17 protein-coding genes are annotated in these 17,833 nt (G+C 73.0%); 7 read left to right on the top strand and 10 right to left on the bottom strand.

The window, feature by feature from the left end; all coding sequences use genetic code 11:
• The first annotated feature begins 24 nt into the window (after positions 1 to 24).
• Entirely contained in the window at positions 25 to 1,437 is a 1,413-nt protein-coding gene (locus tag ACKUU6_RS07690) for a GH1 family beta-glucosidase (protein ID WP_407987712.1), read from the top strand.
• A gap of 88 nt (positions 1,438 to 1,525) precedes the next feature.
• Here ACKUU6_RS07690 and ACKUU6_RS07695 read toward each other — a convergent pair whose 3' ends face one another.
• A complete protein-coding gene (locus ACKUU6_RS07695) occupies positions 1,526 to 2,326 on the bottom strand; it encodes a helix-turn-helix transcriptional regulator (RefSeq protein ID WP_407987713.1) in 801 nt (266 codons plus the stop codon).
• A gap of 106 nt (positions 2,327 to 2,432) precedes the next feature.
• Here ACKUU6_RS07695 and ACKUU6_RS07700 point away from each other — a divergent pair, with 106 nt between their 5' ends.
• Together ACKUU6_RS07700 and ACKUU6_RS07705 are read left to right on the top strand one after the other, a co-directional pair.
• A complete protein-coding gene (locus ACKUU6_RS07700) occupies positions 2,433 to 3,248 on the top strand; it encodes a phytanoyl-CoA dioxygenase family protein (RefSeq protein ID WP_407987714.1) in 816 nt (271 codons plus the stop codon).
• Positions 3,245 to 3,541 (top strand): hypothetical protein, encoded by a 297-nt coding sequence (locus ACKUU6_RS07705; RefSeq protein ID WP_407987715.1) that lies wholly within the window; start codon positions 3,245 to 3,247, stop codon positions 3,539 to 3,541. The genes ACKUU6_RS07700 and ACKUU6_RS07705 overlap by 4 nt, the downstream gene beginning before the upstream one ends.
• A 34-nt stretch (positions 3,542 to 3,575) precedes the next feature.
• Here the strand turns inward: ACKUU6_RS07705 and ACKUU6_RS07710 are convergent, their stop codons facing one another.
• The 4 genes from ACKUU6_RS07710 to ACKUU6_RS07725 all read right to left on the bottom strand — a co-directional run bounded on the left by ACKUU6_RS07710 (position 3,576) and on the right by ACKUU6_RS07725 (position 10,630).
• A complete protein-coding gene (locus ACKUU6_RS07710; RefSeq protein ID WP_407987716.1) occupies positions 3,576 to 6,005 on the bottom strand; it encodes a SpoIIE family protein phosphatase in 2,430 nt (809 codons plus the stop codon).
• Between the two features lie 156 nt (positions 6,006 to 6,161).
• Positions 6,162 to 8,636, bottom strand: a complete 2,475-nt coding sequence (locus tag ACKUU6_RS07715; RefSeq protein ID WP_407987717.1) for a glycoside hydrolase family 9 protein — start codon at positions 8,634 to 8,636, stop codon at positions 6,162 to 6,164.
• Between the two features lie 217 nt (positions 8,637 to 8,853).
• A complete protein-coding gene (locus ACKUU6_RS07720; RefSeq protein ID WP_407987718.1) occupies positions 8,854 to 9,558 on the bottom strand; it encodes a 2-phosphosulfolactate phosphatase in 705 nt (234 codons plus the stop codon).
• 118 nt (positions 9,559 to 9,676) lie between these two features.
• On the bottom strand, positions 9,677 to 10,630 hold the full coding sequence (locus ACKUU6_RS07725) for an NmrA/HSCARG family protein (RefSeq protein WP_407987719.1): 954 nt from the start codon (positions 10,628 to 10,630) through the stop codon (positions 9,677 to 9,679).
• Positions 10,631 to 10,808: 178 nt separating this feature from the next.
• Here ACKUU6_RS07725 and ACKUU6_RS07730 point away from each other — a divergent pair, with 178 nt between their 5' ends.
• Together ACKUU6_RS07730 and ACKUU6_RS07735 are read left to right on the top strand one after the other, a co-directional pair.
• Positions 10,809 to 11,165, top strand: a complete 357-nt coding sequence (locus ACKUU6_RS07730; RefSeq protein ID WP_407987720.1) for a hypothetical protein — start codon at positions 10,809 to 10,811, stop codon at positions 11,163 to 11,165.
• Between the two features lie 98 nt (positions 11,166 to 11,263).
• Entirely contained in the window at positions 11,264 to 11,443 is a 180-nt protein-coding gene (locus ACKUU6_RS07735) for a hypothetical protein (RefSeq protein ID WP_407987721.1), read from the top strand.
• A 24-nt stretch (positions 11,444 to 11,467) separates the two neighbouring features.
• Here ACKUU6_RS07735 and ACKUU6_RS07740 read toward each other — a convergent pair whose 3' ends face one another.
• Positions 11,468 to 12,352: an ANTAR domain-containing protein gene (locus tag ACKUU6_RS07740; RefSeq protein ID WP_407987722.1), complete on the bottom strand. Its 885-nt coding sequence runs from the start codon at positions 12,350 to 12,352 to the stop codon at positions 11,468 to 11,470.
• A 226-nt stretch (positions 12,353 to 12,578) separates the two neighbouring features.
• Positions 12,579 to 13,799 carry a PP2C family protein-serine/threonine phosphatase gene (locus tag ACKUU6_RS07745; protein WP_407987723.1) on the bottom strand — a complete coding sequence of 407 codons (1,221 nt, stop codon included), beginning with the start codon at positions 13,797 to 13,799 and terminating at the stop codon, positions 12,579 to 12,581.
• 462 nt (positions 13,800 to 14,261) lie between these two features.
• On the opposite strand from ACKUU6_RS07745, the gene ACKUU6_RS07750 reads away from it, so the two are divergent.
• Complete coding sequence (locus ACKUU6_RS07750) at positions 14,262 to 15,335, top strand: NAD-dependent epimerase/dehydratase family protein (RefSeq protein ID WP_407987724.1); 1,074 nt, start codon at positions 14,262 to 14,264, stop codon at positions 15,333 to 15,335.
• A gap of 30 nt (positions 15,336 to 15,365) precedes the next feature.
• Here ACKUU6_RS07750 and ACKUU6_RS07755 read toward each other — a convergent pair whose 3' ends face one another.
• From ACKUU6_RS07755 to ACKUU6_RS07765, 3 genes are all read right to left on the bottom strand, one after another.
• On the bottom strand, positions 15,366 to 15,770 hold the full coding sequence (locus ACKUU6_RS07755; RefSeq protein ID WP_407987725.1) for a DUF2267 domain-containing protein: 405 nt from the start codon (positions 15,768 to 15,770) through the stop codon (positions 15,366 to 15,368).
• 118 nt (positions 15,771 to 15,888) lie between these two features.
• Positions 15,889 to 16,323 carry an Hsp20/alpha crystallin family protein gene (locus ACKUU6_RS07760; protein WP_407987726.1) on the bottom strand — a complete coding sequence of 145 codons (435 nt, stop codon included), beginning with the start codon at positions 16,321 to 16,323 and terminating at the stop codon, positions 15,889 to 15,891.
• Between the two features lie 81 nt (positions 16,324 to 16,404).
• On the bottom strand, positions 16,405 to 16,782 hold the full coding sequence (locus tag ACKUU6_RS07765; RefSeq protein ID WP_407987727.1) for an STAS domain-containing protein: 378 nt from the start codon (positions 16,780 to 16,782) through the stop codon (positions 16,405 to 16,407).
• A gap of 281 nt (positions 16,783 to 17,063) precedes the next feature.
• Between ACKUU6_RS07765 and ACKUU6_RS07770 the strand changes: the two genes are divergently transcribed.
• Positions 17,064 to 17,831 carry an SDR family NAD(P)-dependent oxidoreductase gene (locus ACKUU6_RS07770; protein ID WP_407987728.1) on the top strand — a complete coding sequence of 256 codons (768 nt, stop codon included), beginning with the start codon at positions 17,064 to 17,066 and terminating at the stop codon, positions 17,829 to 17,831.
• Positions 17,832 to 17,833 lie beyond the last annotated feature (2 nt).

Raw genomic sequence — 17,833 nt, forward strand, 5'->3', positions numbered from 1 at the left:
CCGAATCTCTTGGAGCACACCCTCATGACCGCGAACCCCGCCCCCCGTACGTTCCCCGCCGGCTTCGCCTGGGGCGCGGCCACCGCCGCGTACCAGATCGAGGGCGCCGTCGCGGAGGACGGTCGCACCCCGTCGATCTGGGACACCTTCAGCCACACCCCCGGCAAGGTCGCCAACGGTGACACCGGCGACACCGCGATCGGCCACTACCACCGGTTCCGCGAGGACGTCCGGATGATGGCCGACCTCGGCCTCACCGCCTACCGCTTCTCCATCTCCTGGCCCCGCGTCCAGCCGACCGGGCGCGGCCCGGCCGTCGAGCGCGGTCTCGACTTCTACCGGGCGCTGGTCGATGAGCTGTTGACGCACGGCATCGCCCCGGTCGCCACCCTCTACCACTGGGACCTGCCGCAGGAGCTGGAGTCCGCCGGTGGCTGGCCGGTCCGGGAGACCGCGTACCGCTTCGCCGACTACACCGCCCTGGCCGCCGAGGCGCTCGGCGACCGGGTCTCCACCTGGACCACGCTCAACGAGCCCTGGTGCAGCGCCTTCCTCGGCTACGGCTCCGGCGTGCACGCCCCCGGCCGTACCGACCCGGCCGACGCCCTCAAGGCCGCCCACCACCTCAACCTCGGCCACGGCCTGGCGGTCGGCGCCCTCCGCGCCGCACTGCCCGCCGACGCCCAGCTCGCCGTCTCGCTCAACCTGCACGCCGTCCGGCCGCGCAGCGCGGACGCCGGTGACCTGGAGGCGGCCCGCCGGATCGACGCCGTCGGGAACCGGATCTTCACCAGCCCGATGCTCAAGGGCCGGTACGACGAGGACCTGCTCGCCGACACCGGCCACCTGGTCAAGTGGGACGAGCTGGTCCACGACGGCGACCTGGCCGAGATCTCCCGCCCGATCGACGTGCTCGGCCTCAACTACTACAATCCGACCGTGATCTCCTCGGCCGCCAACGCCAAGGACCTCCCTCGCCAGGACGGGCACGGCGCGAGTTCGCACTCGCCGTGGCCGGGCGCCGAGGACGTCGCCTTCCACCTCGCCAACGAGAACGTCACCGCGATGGGCTGGCCGATCGACCCGACCGGGCTGTCCGACACGCTGCTCGCCCTGCACCACGAGTTCGGCGTGCCGCTCCTGGTCACCGAGAACGGCGCTGCCTTCGAGGACGTGGCCGGCCCCGACGGCAGCGTCCACGACCCCGAGCGGACCGCCTACCTCCGCGACCACCTGGCCGCGATCTCCGAGGCGATCGCCGGCGGCGCGGACGTCCGGGGCTACTTCCTCTGGTCCCTGATGGACAACTTCGAGTGGGCGTACGGCTACGAGAAGCGCTTCGGCATCATCCGCGTCGACTACGACACCCTGGTCCGCACCCCGAAGAGCAGTGCCCACTGGTACGCCGACGTGATCCGCCGCGGCGCCCTCGACTGACAGCACCGCTGACAGCGCCGCGCCGCCGACCGTTCCCACGGTCGGCGGCGCGGCGCTGTCAGCCAACTGCTGTGACGGGCCCGAGCTTTCACCCTCCCGGGCACAGCGAGGGTTCCGCCCCGGCGGCCCGGATACCGCGCGGGGAGGCGCCCAGTTCGCGCCGGCAGGTCTTGTTGAACGCCTGGAGGTCGGGGATGCCGACCGAGGCCGCGACGGCCGGGATGGAGAGCGTGGTGGCGCACAGGAAGTGGCGGGCCCGCTCCATCCGCCGGGCCCGGATGTAGCCCACCACCGTCTCGTCCGTGGCGGCCCGGAACAGCCGGGTCAGGTGGTTGTGCGAGACCCCGGCCGCCTTCGCGATCTCCGGAACCGTCAGCGGTTCGGCCAGCCGTGCCTCGATCAGGGCCACCGCGGCCGCGACCGCCGGATGCGCGGCCTGCGCGCTCCGCTCCCCCGGCGGGGTGAGCCGGGAGACCCGCCACAGCGCGCCCCACACCTCGGCCACGGCCCGGGCCGGGGTGTGCGGCCAGGCGGCCAGCGCCTGCCGCAACTGCGCGGTGAGCAGCGCCAGTTCAGGACCAGCCGACTGGATCACCGGGACGCTGGTGGGCGCTCCCCCGGTGCCCAGGCGGAGATGGACGTAGAGGTGTTCGGAGGGGCCCCGGTAGCGGTAGCGGACCTCGGACCCCGGCGGTACGAGGCTGACCCGTCCGGGGCGGATCGTGTGCTGGGTGCCGTCCACCGTCAAGTCGGCGTCGTAGCCGTAGAGATGGAGCTGCCACAGGTCCGGCAGCGAGAACACCTCCACTCGGCCCGCCGGCCCGTGCACGGCGATGCCGACGGCGGCGATGGTCGGGGGCTCGTCCAGATGGGCGATGGCCGTGTGCATGGTCAGGTGTCTACCACGCCGCGCGGGACGGCACGGTGAGAATCGACCACCAGTGGGTGAACACGACCCACGCGGTGGGACGACGCCCGCACCTAACGTGGCGGCCATGGAGAACAGCCAACAACTGCTCAGCTCCGTCCAGATGGCGCGCTTCGTCGCGCGCGGCGCGCTGCGGCTGGACGCGGTGGTCCCGGCGGAGTTGAACGCCGAGGGCCTGGAGGTCCTGGCGGACGACGTGCCGCCGGTCCCGTACGGGACGCCGCTGTCCACGGCCTACCCCGAGGGTTCCTTCGTCCGGAGACTGCTCGAACTGCCGCAGGTCGCAGGGGCGCTCCGCAGCCTGGTGGGCCCCGAGCCGTCGGTGGACCACCACTTCGTGCACGTCCGCGAACCGCACGGCGGCAACGCCCAGGCACTGCACGGGGACGCCATCATCGACGTCCGGCCGGACGCCTTCGACGTGCAACTGATGTACTACCCACAGGCGGTGACCCTGGAGATGGGCGGCACCCTCAGCGTCCCCGGCAGCCACCTCCGCCGGACCAACGAGTCGGACACCGGCCGTTACCAGAACCTGCGCGGACAGGACCGGCTGGTCTGCCCCGCCGGGACGGTGGTGTTTCTGCACCACGGCATCTGGCACGGTGGCCGGCGCAACGACAGCGACACGAAGCGCTGGATGTTCAAGATCCGCTTCAACCCGACGGTGCGCCAGCAACGGCTGTGGGACACCTCGGACCTCCACGACCCGCAGGTGAACGCGGAGTTGGACACGATGTTCCCGTGGTACGAGGGCGCGACCGGCCGGCTGGAACGGTACAACCGCATCCTGCTGTGGCGGGAGCTGACCGGCGACGACGGCTACGACCTCGACCACTGGGTGACCAGGGTCTCCAACCGCCCCGAGGAGCAGGCGATATGACCACGGATAGGCTGCGCCAACAGGTGCTGGTGCTCTACCTCTCCGACTCGGCGCTGGACTCGTACGTGGTCGGCTGGGCGAGGTACGACGGCACCGGCCACACCTCGCCCACCACCGGCGACAGCGACGAACCCCCGTACGACACGGGGGTGGCGGCGCTCCTGGACGGCTGGCGGCTGTTCCAGGCCGCCCAGCTGATCCCGCCGTACCCGGGTCACGAGTACGACGTCTCCTTCCTCAAGCACGAGTTCTTCTTCGAACGGATCGTCGACACCCGGGCGCTACCCGCCTGACGGCCCGGGGCGAGCCCGCCTGACACCACGGGCCCTACCCGCCTGACGCCCCGTCGGCGAGGGCCTGTTCGGACCAGATCGTCTTGCCCACCGAGCTCTGCCGGCAGCCCCAGCGCTCGGAGACCTGCGCGACCAGCAGCAGACCGCGGCCGCCCTCGTCGAAGATGAGGGCCCGCCGCAGGTGCGGGGCGGTGTTGCTGCCGTCGGAGACCTCGCAGACAAGCGCGTCGGCGCGGATCAGCCGCAGCTGGATCGGCTCGCTGCCGTACCGGATGGCGTTGGTGACCAGTTCACTGACGATCAGCTCGGTGGCGAAGACGAGCTCGGACAGCCCCCAGGCGTCCAGCTGTTCGCTCACCGTCCGGCGGAGGCCCGCGACGGCCGCCGGATCCGCCGGGACCTGCCAGCTGCGGACCCGGTCCGCGTCGAGGGTGGAGGCGCGGGCCAGCAGCAGGACGATGTCGTCGGCCGGCGCCTCGGACCGCACCTTGCGCAGCACCTCGTCGCAGATCTCCTCCAGATCGGCGGCCGGGCGGCGCAGCGCTTCGGCAAGCAGCTCCAGGCCGACGTCGATGTCGTGGTCGGCGGACTCGATCAGGCCGTCGGTGTAGAGGGCGAGCAGGCTGCCCTCGGCCAGGTCGATCCGGGCGGCCTCGAAGGGCAGGCCGCCCAGGCCGAGCGGCGGCCCGGCGGGCAGGTCCAGCAGCCGGGCCGCGTCGGGGGTCACCAGGATCGGGGCCGGATGCCCCGCCCTGGCCAGGTCGCACCGGCCGGTGACGGGATCGTAGACGGCGTACAGACAGGTGGCCCCGACCTCGCCGGAGGAGGCGCTCTCCCCTTCGCCGCCCCGCTCCCGGTCGAGGCGGAGCACCAGGTCGTCCAACCGGGTGAGCAGCTCGTCGGGTGTGAAGTCCACGTCGGCGAGGGTCCGTACGGCTGTGCGCAGGCGGCCCATGGTGGCCGAGGCCTGCACCCCGTGGCCCACCACGTCGCCCACCACCAGGGCGACCCGGCCGCCGGACAGGGCGATGACGTCGAACCAGTCGCCGCCGATCTCCTCCCCGCCGCCTGCCGGCAGGTACCGGTAGGCGAGCTCGAGCGCCTGCACGTGCGGCAGCCGTTCGGGCAGCAGACTGCGCTGGAGGGTGAGCGCGGTGTGCCGCTCGCGGGTGTAGCGGCGGGCGTTGTCGACGCTCAGGGCCGCCCGGGCAGCGATCTCCTCGGCGAGCACCAGGTCGTCCTGGCCGAACGGGTCGGCGGTGCGGTGCCGCAGCAGGTGCATCACCCCGAGGGTGACGCCCCGCGCGCGCAGCGGCACCATCATCATCGAGTGGATCTCGAACCGCCTCATGCGCTCCGCGCGCACCGGGGAGGCCGACAGCCACTCGCGCAACAGCGGGTCGCCCATCCGGTACGTGGCGCCCTCACCGGTGCTCAGCGCCCGGGCCGGTGGGGAGCCCGGCGGGTAGCCGTCGGTGTCCCCGACCGCGACCGCCGACTCAGGGCACCCGGGAAGCACCGACCGCTGCGCGGTGCGGCGGAGCACCACCGGCGTGTCCGGGGGCACCGGTTGCGGCTCGTGGCCCTGGACCACCGACTCCAGCAGGTCGACGGTCACGTAGTCGCAGAACCCCTCCACCGCCACCTCGGCCAGCTCCTCGGCGGTCCGGGTGACGTCCAGGGAGCGGCCGATGCGCATGCCCGCGTCGTTCAGCACCGCCAGGCGGCGCCGGGCCCAGTACTGCTCGGTGATGTCGATGACCAGCGCCGACAGCCCCAGCACCTCCCCCGCCCGGTCCTTCAACGGGGAGATGAAGAGCGACCACGCGTGGTCGCGGACCTCACCGGAGGCCCGGAACGGCTGCTCCTCGCGGAAGATCATCTCGCCGGTGCGGAGCACCTGCCGCTGCAGCCGGTCGATCTCGTCCAGCGGCGGGGCGGGGTAGATCTCCCAGAGCGTCTTTCCCCGCATCTCCTCCGGCGTCAGCCCCATGGCCCGGCTCATCACCTGGTTGCAGCTCACCAACCGGGCGTCCCGGTCGTAGACGGCGACCGGCAGGGGGAGCTGGGCGAGCGTGAGGTCCCACAGCTCCGCCGACGACGCGTCGGTCGGCCCGACGGGGTAGGTCACCGCCGCCGGGGTGACGACCCAGCAGGTCCGGCCGTTGGAGCCCTCCAGCGGCGTGCCCCGGAGCGGCACGGTGATCCGGTCCCCGTCCCTGGTCCGCAGCGCCAGATCGCTGGTCCAGGGCTCACCGGCGGCCAGGTGGCGCCGCAGGGCCGAGGGCGGCGCCGCGGCGAGCAGCCGGACGGCCGGGCGGCCCACCGCCTCCTCGGGCCGGTACCCGAGGAGCCGACCGGCTCCGGCGCTCCACACCATGACGGCTCCGCGGTCGTCCACGACCACCGCGAAGTCCTCGGGAGCTACCACGCCCCTCGCGCTCGTATCAGGCTCGTTCTCCATGGTGGGCCTCGTTCCTGCCGCGCCCGCGGCCCTGCGCCGCGCCACCCGTCACCGGCGCTGCCTCCAGCATCGCGCCCCGGTACCCGCCGCTCAACCGACCGTCCGGACGCACCCTGCCCGCCGCGCCGGGGAGACGTGGCGGGCAGGGTGCGGTGCTCAGGAGCAGACCGCGCCGTTCACCGTGTAGCGCGCCGGGACGGCGTTGGTGCCCGAGTACGTCGCCTGGAAGCCGAAGCTCGCGCTGCCGCCGGGCGGCAGGTTGCCGTTCCAGCCTGCGTCCCGGACGGTCACCGCGCTGCCCGACTGGGTCGCCGTGGCGTTCCAGGCGTTGCTGATCCGCTGGTCACCCGCGAAGTTCCAGCCCAGGGTCCACCCGGAGATCGCCGAGGTACCGGTGTTCTTCACCGTCACCGTCGCCGTGAAGCCGTTGCCCCAGGCGTTGTCGACCCGGTACGCGACCGAGCAGGAGGCCGACGACACCGCGTCGTCGTCCGCCTCCGTCGCCGTGAACGTGGCCGACTGCACGCCGGGCCCGCCGACCGTGAAGGTGGCGCTGCCGTTCACCGCGTCGGCGTCCTGCGCGGCGGAGACCGCGAGCTGCTGCGCCGTCGCCCAGTTGGCCGGGGTGAACACCAGGGTCGCGGCCGCCGACAGGTCCTGGTCGCCGGAGCTCCGGGCCACCGTCAGGGTGACGTTCTGCGCGGGCGCGACCGAGAGGCGCACACCCACCGCCGCCGAACCGCCCTCCGGGACCGTCACGGCCGCCGGTGCCACCTGGACCACGGGCACTACCGGGGTGCTGCGCCGCTCCGCCGCGAAGGCCGCCAGCCAGGCCAGCGAGGCGTTCCAGTTGATCGCCACCTCGTTGGTGGAGTACGAGCCGATGTCGTCCACGTAGCACGCCGCCGGGGCGCAGCCCGTGAGCTTCTCCTTGGCCACCGGGTCCTCCAGCCCCGCGTTAGGCCCACCCGCGAAGGAGCCGGCCGGCGGGTGCGGCAGCGAGGCGTCGTTCTGGTGCGCCCAGAACCGGTGGTGCTGGTTCTCGGAGTAGCGCTCGCCGTAGCCGGTGACGTACGAGAGGTCGAGCGCGTTGCGGCCGAGCAGATAGTCCATGGACTCCAACGCACCAGCCCGGTACCGCTGTTGGCCGGTGAGCTCGTACGCGACGGCGAGCAGCATCGCGTTGTTGGTGACGGCGCTGTTGGAGCCCCACACGTACCCGGTGGCGGCGAGCGGCACCGCGTAGCCCTGGCCGGCCATGGTGGTCAGGTTGCCGTCGGCGGCCGAGGTCAGCAGGCCGCGTATCCGGGCCACGTCGTCGGCGGGCAGCGCCACGCCGGGGACGGTGGCGAGGGTGATCCGGCCGAGCGTCGCGGTGCCGCCCCACCAGAACCCGTCGACCGGCTTGGTGTGGTGCGGGGAGGAGGTGACGGCGTCCCGGTACTGCGACTCGCCGGTGGTGGCGAGGAGTTCGGCCGCCGCCCAGTAGAACTCGTCGGAGACGTCGGCGTCCTCGTACGCACCGCCGCCGGTGCTGTCGGTCGCCAGGGCGAGCACGTTCGGGTTGGCCTTGGCGGCCGTCCAGGCGCGGCGGGCCGCGTCCAGGCAGCGGGCGGCGAACGCGCTGTCGTACGGCGCGTACACCCGGGCGCACTGCGCGGCCGAGGCTGCCAGGTTCAGCGTCGCGGCGGTCGATGGCTTGTGCAACTCCCGCTGCTCGGAGTCAAGTTCGGGCCGTGTCGGCAGGGCGGTCCACTGGGCGTCGTGAATCTTGTGGAAGGCCATCCCGGCCATCGGCTTCCCGACCGGGACCTGCATCTTCAGCAGGAACTCCAGCTCCCAGCGGGCCTCGTCCAGTACGTCCGGCGTCCCGTTGCCGCGCTCCGGCACCCGCAACGTCGAGTCACCGACCGCCGCGTCGCCGCCCGAACGGTGCGCCCGCTCGAAGGAGTTGACCATCTCCCAGACGGCGATGCCGCCGTTGACGACGTACTTGCCCTGGTCGCCCGCGTCGTACCAGCCACCGCGCACGTCCAACTGGTAGTCGCAGACCCCGGCCTGACAGGGGACGCTGGTGTCACCCTTGTTCGGCGCCACCCCCAGGTGCCCGGCGGGACGGGCGTAGGCACTGCCGCCCGCCAGCCCGGCGTCGATCGCGATACCGCTGCGCTGCTGGTAGAAGAACGACATGCTGTCCGCGCGCAGTCCGTCGTACAGCGACGCGGAGATGTCGAAGGGGTGGCTGGTCTGGCCACCGACGACCAGGGTGTAGCCGGTACCGGTGCCGGTGTACGCGCCGAAGTCCACCAGGTGCGTGGACTGGCCGGACGCCTGGTCGGCGCCGCGCACCGTGGTGGCGCCCGAGGCAGCCACCGCCCCCGAGGCGTCGCGCAGTTGCCAGGCGAGCGGGGCGGTCGCGGAGCTGACCACGGTGGCCCGCTTGGGGCCGTCGGGCAGATAGCCGAGCTGGTTGACCCGGACGGGTGTGTCAGCGACGGCAGTCGCAGCGGCGGCAGCCGCGACCGGAACGGTCAGAGCGGTCGCGGACAGGCCGCCGACGGCCAGTGCGAGGCCGGTGAGTACGGCGGCCGCGCGACGGGGCACGCCGCGGGCGGAGATGACAGGAGGCACGGGTGGAGCCTTCCTCGGTGGGTGGGGGATCAGGTGTGGGAGCGCTCCCAGCAATCAAGCCAGGCACCGGACAGTCCCGTCAAGGCACATGAACGAAAAGCCAGTTGAGTCGGCGCCGAACAGAACCGAGCGGCTCGCGCTTGCCCACCAGGGGCGGTGACGATCCATGTGCGTCGCAGCCACAGAAGCGTCCGCGCGCGGGCGTCCTGACGGTGGGTCAGCCGACCGGCTGAGGCGTCCGGGGGCGCAGCACCATCAGCGAGTCCTCCAGGGACGCCACCATGGCGAAGGGGAACCGGTCGACCTCGAGACAGAGCGCGACGTCATCGGGGTGGACTCCTTCGCGCACCCCCTCCGCCAGCTCGGTGGCCGCGCGCGAGCCGGCGGCGCGGCGGACGAACTCGCCGGCGTCCGCCCCGTGCTCGGCCCTCCTCCGGGCGATGTACTGGGCGCACGCCAGGTCCTCGTCGGCCTGCCCGTCCTCGCCGGTGACCACGAACGTGACGCTGTCACCGCTGCGGGTCCGCAGCAGCCGGGCCGTCGCCCCGGCCACCGCGAAACTCGCGCACAGCACCAGCGACGCCTCCTTGACCGCGAGGGCGCCGACCGTACCCGCCGTGGTCTTCTGCACCACGGTCCGCCCGCCGAGGTCGACGGACCGCAGCAGGCCCGGCGAGTTGACCAGGTCGAAGCCGGGCGCCGCCGGTCCGTCCTTGAGCGTCAGCCAGTCCGGGTGGCGCGCCTTGAGCGCCAGGGCGTCGTCCAGCGACCCGGCGAGCACGATCTTCTCCGCCCCCTGGGCGAAGGCCCAGGGGGCCACGGTGAAAGCACGCATGACATCGACCACGACCGCGACGGACGGTACGTCGACCAGCTCGGCTGTTCCAAGGAAACGGGTGTCATCCGGTTCATGATCGCGCATGCCCGCCGCCCCTGTCAGCCGGCCCGTCCAGGACCTGCCCGCCCCGGGTCGACCGGGCACGGCCCTCGCCTCGCGACACCGCCCGGGCCGGACACCGCTTCGGCCGGTCCGGACCCCGTCAGCTCCAGGCCGCCCGCAGAGCGTCCCCGTGGGCGGCCAGCCAGGTGGCGAAGTCCTGTAGCTCGGGGTTGAGTTCGCGGACCGCCCGGAGGTCGCGGGCGGCGATGAACCGCTCCTCGCACTCGGCGTAGTACTGGAACATGTTCCCGGCCTCGTCCGCGCCCGGGAAGCCGAGCGCCCGGAAGGCGTCCGGGGACAGCGGCAGGTACTGCACGGGTTCTCCGACGGCCTCGGTGAGGGCGGCGGCCATGTCGGCGAACGTCAGGTGCTCGCCCGCGATGCTGACGGTCGCCCCGATGAGGTCGGTGCCGCGCTTGAAGACGGCCAGCGCGGTCTTGCCGATGTCCTCGACCGCGATGCCGGAGAGCCGCTTGTCGCCGAGCGGGAAGGAGAGCTGGAGCGCACCGTCCTCGCCGCGCTGCGGAGCGAAGGCGCTGAGCAGGTTCTCCCAGTAGAAGGTGGAGCGCAGGTAGGTCGTCGGCGCGCCCGCGTCGGTGAAGTAGTGGTCGGCCTCCGCCTTGCCGTCGAAGTGCGGCACCTTGTACGAGCCCTGGAGGGTGGGCATCCGGTCGTCGTCCAGCGGGATGCAGTCCCGGGTGTCCTCCAGCGTGGACCAGATCGCGTGCTGCACCCCGGCGTGGCCGGTGGCCCGCGCGAGGGCTGCCGCCTGGGCCTTCTCCCGCTCGGCGGACATGTGCTCCCAGAAGTTGGTCACCAGGTACGCCCCGTACGCACCCTCCAGCACCGGCCCCAGCGTCGTCTCGTCGTCCATGTCGGCCTGTACGACCTCGGCGCCGAGCCCGGCCAGCTCACGGGCCTTGTCCGAGTCGGGCCGACGGGTGACGGCGCGGACCGCGAACTCGCCGTCCGGGTCCGCGAGGATCGCCCGCACCAGGGCCCCGCCCTGGGAACCGGTCGCGCCGAACACCGTGATGATCTTCTTCTCCGTCATGACACCGTTCTTCCTCGCCACGCTGCGAATCCGCCCCGACACTCCAAGCCCAACCCAGAACAGCCCACCCGGCAAGCCGAGTGGACGCCGGGTGAGCGAGGTGCCACCCGTGCCGACGGGCGCCATCCTGGAGCTGTCGGCGTTTCGGATCGCCGGCGAGGGAAGGGACGGTCTCGCCTTGACATCGAACGAGTACGTGACGGTGGACCTCAACGGCGGCACGCACGAGATGGCGCTCGACGTCTTCCGGGCCCTGGGCGGTGCCTTCACGCCCCAGCCGAGCACCGACGCGTTTTTCGCCTACGGGAGCCCCGGCCCAACCGTCGGCAGCCGGCGCTTCCTGGTCGACGGCCCGGGACGGCGGATCGGGGCCGGTCACCGGCTGGTCGGGGAGATCAGTGCGGACATCACCGGCGCGCCCGAGCGCATCGCCTACGTGCTGGACGCCCTGCGGGCCTTCGCCGAGGTGGACGAGGTCGGCACCGCCGGAGGCGGCGGAGAGACCAGGACGACGGTCCAGCTCCGTCCGGCCTGATCCCGGTCGCGGCACCAGGGCGGCCTCCCGTACGACGCTCGCGCGGAGTACGGTGGACGGTTCGCCGCGCTCGACCGCACGCCCCGGGGGTGACCCTCATGAGCCGCGCCAACCGTGACCTGACCACCATCACCGACATCATCGAACCCGTCGACCAAGCCCTGCCAGCCACCGTCCGCGCCCGGGCCCGATCCGTCGTGGCCTCCTACGCCCGGGACCGGGACGACTGCCGCCTGCTCCTCGAAGCCCTCGGACTCGTGGCGGAGGACGACACCTGAGCCGGCCTCAACCTCAGCGCGCCCTCAGGGCGCATCGAGGAGATGGGTGACCAGGCTGGGCAGGTCCGTGCCGAGGCGACGGGCGGCCCGGGTGAGCAGGTCGAGGGCCGCGAGCGGCGTGAGGCCGTGGCGCTCCATCAGCATGCCGATGGCCTGACCGGTGCGTCGGCGACGGTCCAGCAGCTGCGCGACGGCGCGGGCGAGGTCCGCCCGGTCCAGCGCGATCCGGGCGTGCACGGCCTGGATGGCGGCGAGGCGGCGCACGGTGGGACCGGGGGTGTGCGGGGTCCGGAGGTAGAGGCTGAGCGTGGTGTGGTGGTCCGAGCCGGAGGCGAGCAGGACGGCGATGGCGCTGCGGACCCCGTACCGGGCGGCGGCCGCGACGAGCGGGGTCGGGGCGGCGGCCGGACCGAAGGTGGCGGTGGCGGTGCCGTCGGCGATGGCCCGGGCGTCGACCAGTGGGCCACGCCCGGCCTGGATCTGAAGCCGGTCGAGCAGGCTGTGCACGTGCGAGGTCGAGACCAGGACGTGGGCGGGCCGGTCGGACTGCCAGCGCGTCACTCCGGCGGCCACGCAGGAGGGGACCAGGACGGGCGTCAGCCGGATGACGTCGTCCAGGGTGCGGTGCGGAGCGGAGGTGTCGGAGGTCGGGCCCGCCAGATCGGCGAGAGCGCTGTCGAGCAGCGTGCTGCCGGGCAGCGAGGCGGAACGCGCGACGGACGGGGCCGGCTGCTGCGGGGCCACCGGCAGCAGGTCCCGGGCTCGGCGGACTGCCTCGACGGCCTCGGACGCTCCGGTGTAGACCCCGAGGGCGTAGTGGATCGCTTCGGTGCGGCGCGGGGCCTGGGGGTCGTCCGCCGAGAGCTGGTCGAGCTCCGCGAGCAGCTCCTGCAGAGCTGCGATGTTCACCAAGGGCACCTGGACTCCTCCGTTGTCCCGTACGCAGAACGGCCACACAAAGTACCGCCTCGGGTGCTTACCGTGATCGAACGCGCGGGGACCGGCACGCGGGGTGGCCGGCCTCCGCCGCCGGGACTGGCCGGTCGACAGGCGAGCCGTTGCGCCTCGGCGGCGTCAACTCCGCAGCGCGGTCTTCACCCCGAAGAGCGCCGGTGTCACCCGTCCACGGGCGCGCTCAGCGGTCGGGGTGCCATTCGACCAGCATGACGGTGGCGTCGTCGCGCAAGTCGTGATCGCGGTGGGCCAGCAGGGCGTGCATCAGCCGGCGCAGGACCTCGGGGGCCGGCTCGCCGCTGGCGGTGGCGCGCACGACGGTGTCGATGAGGCGCTTCTCGCCGAAGACGTCGCCGGTGGCAGAGCGGGCCTCGGTGACGCCGTCGGTGTGGACCAGCACGCGGTCCCCGGGCTGCAGCCGGGCCCGGTGGACGGTCACCGGCTGGTGGCGCCCGCCGATGCCGAGCGGTAGATGGGCCTGGCGCTCCAGGGCACCGGGCACCACACGGCCGCCGCGGATCAGCAGCGGCGGCGGATGGGCGCAGTTGACCCAGGCCAGCTGTCCGGTGGTGGCGTCGAGGTCGGCGATCACCGCGGTCAGCAGCCGGTCCGGGATCCAGCGGCTCAGCGTGGTGTCGATCGCCTCCGCGATGTCGGCGAGCGTGCCGTCCGCACGGCGGGTCGAGCGGCAGGCCGCGAGCGCGACGGCAGCCGCCCCGCCGGATGCCAGGTCGTGACCCATCGCGTCGACCACCGTCAGGTGGAAGACGTCCTCGGCCAGGCTGTGGTCGAAGGCGTCGCCCGCCACCTCGTACGCGGGCTCCAGGGCGGCGCTGGACGTGACGTGCCGGGTGCCGATGCTCCCTGGTGGGACGAACGCCCGCAGCAACTCCGACTGCAGGCTCATCGGACGGGTCCGGACGGTGCGGACGAACACGTCGCTGAACGCGCTCTTCGACACCACGATCAGGGTCATCAGGGACGCCAGGGCCCGGGCCCGGTCCGGCAGCGGCCCGGGGGGCAGCGACGATCCGACCCGCAGCACCCCGATCCGCTCGATCCCGTCGACCATCGGGATCCAGCCCACGCCGGGCGGCCCGACGGCCGTCTCGACGCTCCGCGTCCGGTAGGCGCGGCCGGCCAGCGTGCCGTCCACGTCCAGCGCGCCGGGCGGCCGCCGCAGCTCCGCATCGGGCAGCGGCACCAGCATCCGCTGCTGGACGTCGGCGAGGTACGCCTCCGCCTCCACCAGACCCAGCGCCCGCGCCGCGTTCCGTACCAGGGCGGGAACCTCTCCCGGTGCGACCCGGTGCGACGCCTCCAACACCCCGGCGAGCACCCCGCCCAGCACCGCGTCACCGACGCCCTGCGGCGGCTCTCCGCCCGGAACCTCGACGCTCATCCGGCCACCTCCGCAGTGCGCAGCGCACGCCGTGGCGCGCTGCGCCGACTCCGCCACCGACCCTACGCCGAGCACGGAACCCCGGCCGCGCGGCACGAGTCGGAAACACCAACCGGTCGACGGAGGAGAACAGGGATGCCGGATGCCATGACAAAGGACGCCTCGGACATCGACCTGGAGCGCGCCCGGTCGCACGGAGCGCCGACAGCAGGGCCCGGCGCAGCCGCGACGCGTTGTCGAGATCGAGGGCGCCGCGCACCGAGACGTGGGTGCCGTCGGGCTCGACCCACCGCACGGCGGCGAACTGCGCCGTCCCGGTGCCGGGGAGCTGCCGCCTCATGCCTGCGGCTTCATGACTGGACCCCTTTTGGCTCCCCGGCTCCCGTCCTGGCATGAAGCGCGGCCGACCCGGGCACACGCGGCCGTGGGGGCGGGCTCGACCGAAGCCACCTGGAGGAAGCCATGACCGACGGCAGTTCGAGCAGCTCGACCGGCCTGCGCGTGGTCGTCAGCGGGGCCACCGGCAATGTCGGCACCAGTGTGGTGGAGGCGCTCGGCCGCGATCCGGCGATCGGATCGGTCCTCGGGCTGGCCCGCCGCGTGCCGGAGTGGTCCGCACCGAAGACCACCTGGGCCGCCGCCGACATCTGTGAAGCGGACCTGACCGCGCACTTCGACGGCGCCGACGCCGTCGTCCACCTGGCCTGGCGGTTCGGGCCGACGCACGATCCGGTCGTCACCTGGCGGACCAACGTGCTCGGCAGCATCCGGGTCTTCCGCGCCGCGGCGGCGGCCGGTGTCCCCGCCCTGGTGCACGCCTCCTCGGTGGGGGCGTACTCCCCCGGCCCGGAGGGCCATCCGAAGGACCAGGCGGTGAACGAGTCCTGGCCCACCCACGGCTGGCCGGACGCGGCGTACTGCCGGGAGAAGGCGTACCTGGAACGCGTGCTGGACGGCTTCGAGCACGAGCATCCGGGGCTCCGGGTGGTCCGGATGCGGCCCGCCTTCATCTTCAAACGGGAGGCCGCCGCCGAGCAGAGCCGGATCTTCGCCGGGTTCGTGCCGCCGCGCACGGCCGTGTCGCCGAAGCTCCTGCCGAGGGTGCCCGACCTGCCGGGTCTGCGGGTCCAGGTGCTGCACGCCTCCGACGCCGCCGACGCCTACCGGCGGGCCGTCCTGCGCCCGGTCCGGGGTGCGTTCAACCTGGCGGCCGAACCGCCGGTGGACGCCCACCTGCTGGCCGAACTCCTCGGCGTCCGCTCCGTCCACCTGCCGGTCGGACCGCCGCGCGCGCTGCTGGCCGCCGCCTGGCACCTGCGGGCCGTCCCCGCGTCGCCGCACCTGTTCGACGCGGTGCTGCGGCTTCCGCTGCTGGACACCACCCGGGCCCGCGAGGAGCTGGGGTGGAGCCCGGCCCGAACCGCCGAGGAGACCGTGCGGGAGCTCCTGGCCGGGCTGCGTACGCAGGAGGGGCTGCCCACTCCCCCGCTCCATCCGCCGCGACGCAGGTGGCGGGCGGGCAGTGCGGCCGCCTGACCCACTGGGGCTCGACGGCCCGCACATGGCTCACGGGCGTTGGCCGGCCTGCGGGCGGCCGAACAGCAGGTCGTAGCCGGGCGGGAGTTGCAGCAGGATGCGCTCGGTCAGGTCGTCACCGGCGGCGTCCGCCACCGTGCTCAGGACGGCGCCGATGTCCCACAGGGCGGTCTGTTCGGTGGCGCCATCGATCCAGGCGGCCGTGGCGCGGACGAAGCGCTCGGAGCTGAGCGGTTCGGCGGCCTGCAGCGGGTTGAGCAGGATCAGGGCGAGGGTCTCGGGCAGTCGGGCGGCGAGGTCGGTGCGCACGTCGCCGATCAGGTGGGCGCCGAGCAGGCCCAGCACCACCCGGGCCGCCCGCTCGGCCTCCTCCTGCGTGTCGTATTCGCCGCGTTCCCGGACTTCCTCCAGGAACGTGTCCCATCGAAGAGTCACGACCGAACTCCTTCGTCCGGGCCGACCGACGGCGGCAGGGCCCGGGCGGCCGCAGGCTGCGGGGTGAGGGCGTGCCGCGCCGCCCGGGGGGCGGCGCGGACCGGTGTTCCGGTGGCGGTCAGGCCTGGATCTGCTTGCGGCTGTCGCTCCGGCTGATCGCGACCTTGCGGGGCTTGGCCTTCTCGGCGACCGGGATGCGCAGCGTGAGCACTCCGGTGTCGTAGTCGGCACTGATCCCCTCGGGATCGAGGATGTCCGACAGCATGACCTGGCGGGAGAAGACACCGAGCGGGCGCTCGGACAGCTCCCACTTCACCTCCTCGCTCTCATGGCGGGGACGGCGCTCGGCCTTGACGGTCAGCATGTTCCGCTCGACGTCGATGTCGATCGCCTCCGGGTCGACACCCGGCAGGTCGAAGGAGATCACGTACTCGTCGCCGGTCCGGTAGGCATCCAGCGGCATCGGGGTCGGACGCGACCACGTACCGGTCGATCCCAGGAACTGGTGCGTCAGACGGTCCAGTTCACGGAACGGGTCGGTGCGCATCAGCATCGCGAACACCTCCACATCAGGACAGAAGTGCTACCTCCGGATCCGTTCTAACACGTCGTCCATCAGATGACAACCCGGACGTCATCCGGAGAACGACAGAGCATCCACCTCGGCGTCCGTTGCGCTGACGGCGGCGCGTACCGTCGGGTAGACGGGCAGGACGCGGTCCAGCTGCGTCAGCCGGATCACCCGGAGGACGCGCCCCTCCGTGATCGCCAGGCGCACCTTCGCACCCAGCCGCTCGGCGGTCTCCCGAGCCGCCAGCAAGGCGCCCAGGCCGCTGGCGTCACAGAAGTCGAGCCGGGTCAGATCGACGACCAGGCGGACCCCGCCGTCGACGGCCGACAGCGCGTCGGTCAGGCGCCGGCGCAGTTCATCGGTGGTGGCGATGTCGAGCTCGCCCTCCACGTGCGCAACCGACCAGCCCTCCAGCTGCTGGAAAGTGATCTTGAGGTCCATGGTGCAACCTCCTTGCGCGGGCCCGGTCCGGGCAAGGCGCCGGCGCTCGTGCGCCGCCAATCAGTACATGTTGCCCATATAGCGCATATCGCCAGGCACTGGCAAGAGGGACCGAGAGATCTTTTCTCGGCGTCGGCAGTACGGGTGGAACCGCAGGTCGCAGACCTGCGAGCGGGAGGCCGGACGACCGTCGCTGGCGGTGGTCCCCGGTATTCGGCTGCGCTCCGCGTCCCGGTCCAGCAGAATCCTCCGGTCGTCGCACCAACAGAGAGGCACACCCCATGAACCTGTCCGCATCGGGCCGACGCGTACTGGTCAGCGGCGCGTCACGGGGCCTCGGGCGCGCGGTGGCGCAGGCGTTCGCGGCCAACGGCGACCGGGTGGCCGTCCACTTCGGCTCGCGCGAGGAGGAGGCCCGTGCCACCCTTGACGGCCTCGCCGGCACCGGCCACACCCTGGTGGGCGGCGACCTGGCGGATCCGGCGCGGGCGGCCGCCGTGGTGGACACGGCGGCCGAGGCGCTCGGCGGGATCGACGTGCTGGTCAACAACGCGGCGGTGAACACCCGGCACCCCTTGGCGGAGACCCCGTACGAGGAGTGGGTGTCGGTATGGCAGCGGCACGTGGCGGTGAACCTGCTGGCCACCGCCAGCCTGAGCCATCTCGCGGCGCGGCGGATGATCGACCAGGGCAGCGGCGGCCGGATCGTCAACATCGGTTCCCGGGGCGCCTTCCGGGGTGAGCCCGACCATCCGGCGTACGGGGCGACGAAGGCCGCCGTGCACGCCCTGGGGCAGTCGCTCGCGGTCTCCCTCGCCCCGTACGGGATCGCCGTCGCCTCGGTCGCGCCCGGCTTCTTCGCCACGGAACGGGTCGCGTCCCGGCTGGAGGGCCCCGAGGGCGAGGGCATCCGGTCGCAGAGCCCGTTCGGCCGGGTGGGCTCGGCGGAGGAGATCGCGGCCGCGGTGCTCTGGCTCGCCTCCCCCGCCGCCGAGTGGTCCTCGGGCACCATCCTCGACCTCAACGGCGCCTCGCACCTGCGCAGTTGAGG

It is taken from the genome of Kitasatospora sp. CMC57, assembly GCF_045866025.2.
Classification (GTDB): Bacteria; Actinomycetota; Actinomycetes; order Streptomycetales; family Streptomycetaceae; genus Kitasatospora.

Coding starts and splice junctions, on each gene's coding strand:
- ACKUU6_RS07760 (WP_407987726.1), bottom strand. CDS start 16,323: ATGCTGATGCGCACCGACCCGTTCCGTGAACTGGACCGTCTGACGCAC.
- ACKUU6_RS07705 (WP_407987715.1), top strand. CDS start 3,245: ATGACCACGGATAGGCTGCGCCAACAGGTGCTGGTGCTCTACCTCTCC.
- ACKUU6_RS07720 (WP_407987718.1), bottom strand. CDS start 9,558: ATGCGCGATCATGAACCGGATGACACCCGTTTCCTTGGAACAGCCGAG.
- ACKUU6_RS07770 (WP_407987728.1), top strand. CDS start 17,064: ATGAACCTGTCCGCATCGGGCCGACGCGTACTGGTCAGCGGCGCGTCA.
- ACKUU6_RS07725 (WP_407987719.1), bottom strand. CDS start 10,630: ATGACGGAGAAGAAGATCATCACGGTGTTCGGCGCGACCGGTTCCCAG.
- ACKUU6_RS07750 (WP_407987724.1), top strand. CDS start 14,262: ATGACCGACGGCAGTTCGAGCAGCTCGACCGGCCTGCGCGTGGTCGTC.
- ACKUU6_RS07765 (WP_407987727.1), bottom strand. CDS start 16,782: ATGGACCTCAAGATCACTTTCCAGCAGCTGGAGGGCTGGTCGGTTGCG.
- ACKUU6_RS07735 (WP_407987721.1), top strand. CDS start 11,264: ATGAGCCGCGCCAACCGTGACCTGACCACCATCACCGACATCATCGAA.
- ACKUU6_RS07700 (WP_407987714.1), top strand. CDS start 2,433: ATGGAGAACAGCCAACAACTGCTCAGCTCCGTCCAGATGGCGCGCTTC.
- ACKUU6_RS07690 (WP_407987712.1), top strand. CDS start 25: ATGACCGCGAACCCCGCCCCCCGTACGTTCCCCGCCGGCTTCGCCTGG.
- ACKUU6_RS07710 (WP_407987716.1), bottom strand. CDS start 6,005: ATGGAGAACGAGCCTGATACGAGCGCGAGGGGCGTGGTAGCTCCCGAG.
- ACKUU6_RS07745 (WP_407987723.1), bottom strand. CDS start 13,799: ATGAGCGTCGAGGTTCCGGGCGGAGAGCCGCCGCAGGGCGTCGGTGAC.
- ACKUU6_RS07695 (WP_407987713.1), bottom strand. CDS start 2,326: ATGCACACGGCCATCGCCCATCTGGACGAGCCCCCGACCATCGCCGCC.